Annotated in this window: 4 protein-coding genes; 1 reads left to right on the top strand and 3 read right to left on the bottom strand. The window is 67.9% G+C overall.

Going from position 1 to position 5,058, the window contains the following annotated elements; all coding sequences use genetic code 11:
* On the top strand, positions 1-1,017 hold a 1,017-nt coding region (locus P3W85_RS06500; protein WP_276264174.1), incomplete at its 5' end, for a pseudouridine synthase.
* 179 nt (positions 1,018-1,196) lie between these two features.
* On the opposite strand, the gene P3W85_RS06495 is transcribed toward P3W85_RS06500, so the two are convergent.
* Genes P3W85_RS06495 through ligA form a run of 3 tightly spaced genes read right to left on the bottom strand, consistent with a single transcriptional unit; the run spans position 1,197 to position 5,032 of the window.
* Complete coding sequence (locus P3W85_RS06495) at positions 1,197-2,324, bottom strand: hypothetical protein (RefSeq protein WP_276264173.1); 1,128 nt, start codon at positions 2,322-2,324, stop codon at positions 1,197-1,199.
* A 48-nt stretch (positions 2,325-2,372) separates the two neighbouring features.
* Positions 2,373-2,906, bottom strand: coding sequence for a peptide deformylase (gene def / locus P3W85_RS06490; protein ID WP_017225445.1), 534 nt, complete (start codon positions 2,904-2,906; stop codon positions 2,373-2,375).
* Positions 2,903-5,032, bottom strand: coding sequence for an NAD-dependent DNA ligase LigA (gene ligA, locus P3W85_RS06485; protein ID WP_276264172.1), 2,130 nt, complete (start codon positions 5,030-5,032; stop codon positions 2,903-2,905). The genes def and ligA overlap by 4 nt, the downstream gene beginning before the upstream one ends.
* Positions 5,033-5,058 lie beyond the last annotated feature (26 nt).

The raw sequence follows: 5,058 nt of genomic DNA, 5'->3' as shown, positions 1-5,058 counted from the left end.
GGTCAGGATCGTCCGCGCCGCTTTGCCGGCGAGGGCAACGACCGCCCGCGCCGTTTCAACCCTGGCGAAGGCCAGGATCGTCCGCGCCGCTTTGCCGGCGAAGGCAACGACCGCCCGCGCCGCGCCGGCCCCGGCGAAGGCCAGGACCGTCCCCGCCGTTCGGGCGAGGGAGGCCAGCGCGATTTCCAGGGCGCACGCCCCGAGCGCGCCGCTCCCGCCCGGCAGCAGGCGCCCCAACCCAGCTCCGACGGCCTGGTACGCTTGTCCAAGCGCATGTCGGAACTGGGACTGTGCTCGCGCCGCGAAGCCGATGAATGGATTCCCCGCGGCTGGGTGCTGGTGGATGGCCAGCCCGTGACCGAGCTCGGCTCCCGCATCAGCCCGGAAGCGAACATCGAGATTCACCAGGCCGCCCGCTCCGAGCAGGGCGAACGCGTGACCGTGCTGCTGCACAAGCCGGTTGGCTATGTATCGGGCCAGGCCGAGGACGGCTACGAGCCGGCCGCGGTCCTGTTCGCACCGGAGAACCAGTGGGAGCAGGACCCCACCCACAAGCGTTTTGCGCCGTGGCAGCGCAAGAGCCTGGCCCCCGCCGGCCGGCTCGATATCGATTCCACCGGCCTGCTGGTGCTGACCCAGGACGGCCGCGTCGCACGCCACCTGATCGGCGAAGACTCCACCGTGGAGAAGGAATACCTGGTGCGGGTGAGCTGGGAATCGCCGGAAGGCCTGGTCGAGCGTGACATCTCGAACGTATTCCCGGTGGAACTGATCGAGAAGCTGCGTCACGGCCTGTCGCTGGACGGCGAGGCGCTCAAGCCCGCCAAGGTCAGCTGGCAGAACGAGGAGCAGCTGCGCTTCGTCCTGCGCGAGGGCAAGAAGCGCCAGATCCGCCGGATGTGCGAACAGGTCGGACTCAAGGTCGTGGGCCTGAAACGCGTGCGCATGGGCCGTATCGTACTGGGCGACCTGCCGGTAGGCCAGTGGCGCTTCCTCGGGCCGTTCGAGAAGTTCTGAGCATCATGTCCTGACGCTGGCGGCCCCCTTGGCCGCCAGCGCGCACACCCTTCGATACGCCCCGGCCTCGGCGTTCAACCGCTACCGCTGGTTCAATGGCCGGAGCCAGCGTCCCGCATGGCTGGCTCCAGAAAAGCCATCGCCCGCAATCCGCTCTACCGCTCTACCCTACCTGCCTTTTACAGTTGCGGCGCGCGACAGGCCGCTCCATCCGCATTGGCCGTCTCCGGCAGGCCGAATACCGCCCTGGCGCCGCATTGCGAGCCAAACATCCGTTCCTGGTTATGCCCGACCCCGGCCACCTCAAACGCGCGGTGATGGATCGGCGGGCGCTGCCTGCCAAGCCGGCCGGCAAGGTGGCGTTCGTAGCGCAGGTAGCCGCGCGCGCGCTCCAGCCGGGTCGGCCCCTCGGCTTCGGCACCGCAGGATTTGTCGAGCACGCGATGATTGGGATCGTTGTCGTCCGAGCCCACCAGGTAAATCACCTGGCGCTGGAGGTAGCGGCGGAACAGGACATCCCCCGTCATGCCTCGCGCATAGGGAACCATGTCGCCCATGCCGTAGCGGTATTTGTCGTAGTCCGCACAAAGCGCCGTGTCATAGGGTGCGAAGCCCTTGCCGCGCGGACGCTCCGGCGTGAAGTACAGATAGGACGAAGGATTCGCCACCGCATAGCGCAGGTCGATGCCGCGCGCACGGATGCGCTCGTCGGCATTGTTCAGTACCGCGTAGCGATGCACGAGCTGTGCGCCGCCCGAATGGCCCGCCACCGTCACACGGGTTACGGCGGGAAAGCGGGCCTTGTCGGTCACCATACCGACCAGATCGTCGAGCACCTGGAGCGAGCTCACCGAGTACGGCGCATTAACCGCATTCTCCCCACCCATCCAGCCTTGCACGGTCCACATCGGCATATTGCCGAAGCCCTTGCCCTGGTCCGGCGTACCGGGAAAATTCGGCGCCAGCAGCAGTACCTCGTCGGGATTGCGCCTGGATTGCCTGAGCAAGGCGGCGCCGGCCGCATAGTAATCGTCGCCGTTGCGCCGCAGCCCGTGCTGGACGAAGATCACCTCACGAATGCCGCGCAGGTCGCCATCCAGCGGGTGGTTGGCATAGACCGGGAAATCGTAGGCCTGCGCACCGCTGCCAAGATGCACGCGCTGCCAGTGCACGGCCGCGGCGGCGACGGGCTGACCCGCTGCCCCGCCACTCCCCGCGCTGCCATCCGCGCCGGGCGCCGCGCAGCCGAACTGGGCGGCCATGGCCAGCGCGACTCCCGCGCAAAGCGCGAGGCGAAATATCTGCATGTTCTGTCTCCCTTCACGCTGCGCGTGGGCGCAAGGCGCCAGCCGTCGTCAATCGTCGCTGTTGGGCGGCAGCTCGGGAAACAGCACCTCGGTGAAGCCGAAGCGCGTAAAGTCGCGTACCCGCATGGGGTAGAGAATCCCCTGCAGGTGATCGCACTCATGCTGCACCACGCGCGCATGAAAATCCTCGGCCACGCGTTCGATGCGCGATCCCATCATGTCGAAGCCGGTGTACTTCAGGCGCGTGTAGCGCGGCACCACGCCGCGCAGCCCCGGCACCGACAGGCAGCCTTCCCAGCCTTCTTCCTGGTCTTCGGACAGCGGCGTCAGTTCCGGGTTGATCAGCACGGTCTTGGGTACGGTGGGCGCGTCCGGATAGCGCGGGTTGCGATCGAAGCCGAAGATCACCACCTGCAGGTCCACGCCGATCTGCGGCGCGGCCAGGCCGGCGCCGTTGGCATGATCCATGGTGTCGAACATATCGTCGATCAGGATGCGCAGCTCGGGCGTGTTGAAACGCGTGACGGGACGCGCCACCTGCAGCAGGCGCGGGTCGCCCATCTTGAGAATATCGCGGATCATGATTGATCTCCGGTTTGAGCCTCGGCCAGCAAAGCCAGCATGGCGGCCTCGTCGATGACGGGCACGCCGAGCGCCTCCGCCTTGTCCAGTTTGCTGCCGGCTTCCGCGCCAGCCACCACATAATCGGTCTTCTTCGATACCGAGCCGGCCACCTTGGCCCCCGCCGCTTCCAGCCGCTCCTTGGCGTCCTCGCGCGCGAGCGTGGGCAGCGTGCCGGTCAGCACGAAGGTCTTGCCGGCCAGCGGCGCCGGCGCGGCGCGCGCCGCTGGCTCGCTCTCCTGCCAGTGCACACCGGCGGCCCGCAACTGCTCGATGACTTCCACATTGTGCGGCTCTGCGAGGAAGTTGGCGATCGATTGCGCCACCACCGGCCCGACATCGTTGACTTCGAGCAAGGCGGCCTCGTCGGCAGCCATCAGCCCATCGAGCTTGCCGAAATGCCGGGCAAGGTCCTTCGCGGTCGCCTCGCCAACATGGCGGATGCCGAGCGCGAAGACAAAGCGGTTGAGCGTGGTCGCGCGCGAGGCTTCGATGGCCGCCACCAGGTTGGTGGCCGACTTGTCGGCCATCCGCTCCAGCGCCGCCAGCTTGGCGACGCCGAGCTTGTAGAGATCGGCCGGCGTGTGCACGATGCCCTGGTCGACCAGTTGCTCGACCACCTTGTCGCCCAGGCCTTCGATATCCATGGCGCGGCGCTGCGCGAAATGCAGCAGCGCCTGTTTGCGCTGGGCCGCGCAGATCAGGCCGCCGGTGCAGCGCGCGATCACCTCGCCCTCGAGCTTCTCGATATGCGAACCGCACACCGGGCACGCCGTGGGCATGACAAAGGCGCGCGCATCGGCCGGCCGGCGCTCCAGCACCACCGCCACCACTTCCGGGATCACATCGCCGGCGCGCCGCACGATCACGGTATCGCCGATATGCACGTCCTTGCGGCGGACCTCGTCCTCGTTGTGCAGCGTGGCGTTGGTCACGGTGACGCCGCCCACGAACACCGGCGCCAGCCGCGCCACCGGCGTGATGGCGCCGGTACGGCCGACCTGCACCTCGATATCCTCCACCACGGTGGTCATTTCCTGGGCCGGGAACTTGTGCGCCAGGGCGAAGCGCGGCGCGCGCGAGACAAAGCCAAGCCGCTCCTGCTCGGCCAGCGCGTTGACCTTGTACACGACGCCATCGATGTCGTACGGCAATGCGGCGCGACGCTCGCCGACCGCACGGTAGAAATCCAGCAGGCCCTGGGCGCCGCGCACCACTTCGCGCTCGGCGCAGACCGGCATGCCCAGCCCGGCAAACCAGTCGAGCATGGCGCTGTGCGTCCCGGGGCGCGCCGCGCCCTGGAGTTCGCCCAGCCCGTAGGCGAAGAACGACAGGGGACGCTTCGCGGTGATGCGCGGATCCAGCTGGCGCAGGCTGCCGGCGGCCGCGTTGCGCGGATTGACGAAGGTCTTCTCCTCGGCCTCGGCCTGCCGGGCGTTGAGCTTGTCGAAATCGCGGCGGTACATGAAGACTTCGCCGCGCACTTCCAGCACCGCGGGCAAGGCTGCCGCATCGCCGCGCAGGCGCAGCGGAATGGCCTTGATGGTGCGCACGTTGGCGGTCACGTCCTCGCCGGTTTCGCCATCGCCGCGGGTCGCTGCCTGCACCAGCCGTCCACCCTCGTAGCGCAAGGACATGGCAAGGCCGTCGAACTTCAGTTCGCAGGCATATTCCACCGCCTCGGCGGCGCTGAACAGGTCGGCCGTGCCCTCCGCCGCCGGCGCGGCGCGGCCCAGGCCCTGGGCACAGCGGCGGTCAAAGGACAGCACGTCGTCGTCTTCGAAGCCATTGTTGAGCGACAGCATCGGCATGGCGTGGCGCACCGTGTCGAAGGCCGACAGCGGCTGCCCGCCCACGCGCTGGGTGGGCGACTCCGGGGTCAGCAAGTCGGGATGGGCCGCCTCGATATCCTGCAACTCGCGGAACAGCGCGTCGTATTCCGCATCGGGAACCGAAGGCGCGTCGAGCACGTAATACTGATAATTATGGCGTTCCAGCTCGGCACGCAGCCAGTCGGCGCGCGCGGCGGGAGAATCGCCGGCAGGTGCGGGGGCTTGCGCCGCCGCACCGTCTTGTTTGAGACTCATGCTGAATTTCCGAATCGAATCCGAAT

It is taken from the genome of Cupriavidus basilensis (assembly GCF_029335485.1).
GTDB lineage: Bacteria > Pseudomonadota > Gammaproteobacteria > Burkholderiales > Burkholderiaceae > Cupriavidus > Cupriavidus basilensis_E.
The sequence above is the reverse complement of the archived record's forward strand: the minus strand, read 5'-3'. Positions and strand labels throughout refer to the sequence as shown.

Coding starts and splice junctions, on each gene's coding strand:
- def (WP_017225445.1), bottom strand. CDS start 2,906: ATGATCCGCGATATTCTCAAGATGGGCGACCCGCGCCTGCTGCAGGTG.
- ligA (WP_276264172.1), bottom strand. CDS start 5,032: ATGAGTCTCAAACAAGACGGTGCGGCGGCGCAAGCCCCCGCACCTGCC.
- P3W85_RS06495 (WP_276264173.1), bottom strand. CDS start 2,324: ATGCAGATATTTCGCCTCGCGCTTTGCGCGGGAGTCGCGCTGGCCATG.